The sequence below is a fragment of the Prevotella sp. BV3P1 genome, assembly GCF_000479005.1.
In the GTDB taxonomy this organism is placed as follows: domain Bacteria; phylum Bacteroidota; class Bacteroidia; order Bacteroidales; family Bacteroidaceae; genus Prevotella.
The window spans coordinates 1-598 of sequence record NZ_AWXC01000055.1; the positions used below are offsets into that span (position 1 = coordinate 1).

The window sequence follows — 598 nt, forward strand, 5'->3', positions numbered from 1 at the left end:
GCTCTTGGGACGATGTCTGTATTTCATCTTATGCCTTGTGTGCTTGGCAAGTTCCCCTGTTGTGTCATTGTGGATGATGTTGTAGATGGACTGGTGGGACACCTTTATCCCCTCATTCTTGCGCAGATATCCTGATATTTGTCTTGGAGACCATTGGTCGTTGATAATATATTCCTTGATTCTCCAGACCAATTCGTCGGAGAGTTTGGAGTTCTTTACCGTTCTCTCTCTGCGCTGCATAGCCATGTCGTGCGCCTTTGTCCAGATATACTTTCCCGATGGCGTGCTGTTTCTCTCAAGCTCACGACTGAGCGTAGCCTCACTCGTACCCACAATGAGGGCAATTTCTTTTCTCTTTATTTTCTTTTGGAGTAAGGCGAAAATTTGCGACCTTTGCTCCGAGGTTAATTGATGATACATATACAATACAAAGTTAATTAATCTTTGGGAGACTGCGGTCTCCCTTTTTCTTATTTGTATTGCTGGTTGTCTTTTTTCCTCGCCGAGAGATGCAGACAACCTCTCGCTACGCTTCGAGAACGTCTGCATCTCTCGGCGAGGGGTACTCTTTTATTGCACTTCGATTTTTAATCTGCAA

Annotated in this window: 1 protein-coding gene; it reads right to left on the reverse strand. The window is 44.6% G+C overall.

All coding sequences use genetic code 11. The features are described 5' to 3' along the window. The coding region (locus HMPREF1254_RS10510) for a helix-turn-helix domain-containing protein (RefSeq protein WP_023058654.1) at nucleotides 1-420 on the reverse strand (420 nt) is incomplete at its 3' end. Nucleotides 421-598: the final 178 nt, after the last annotated feature.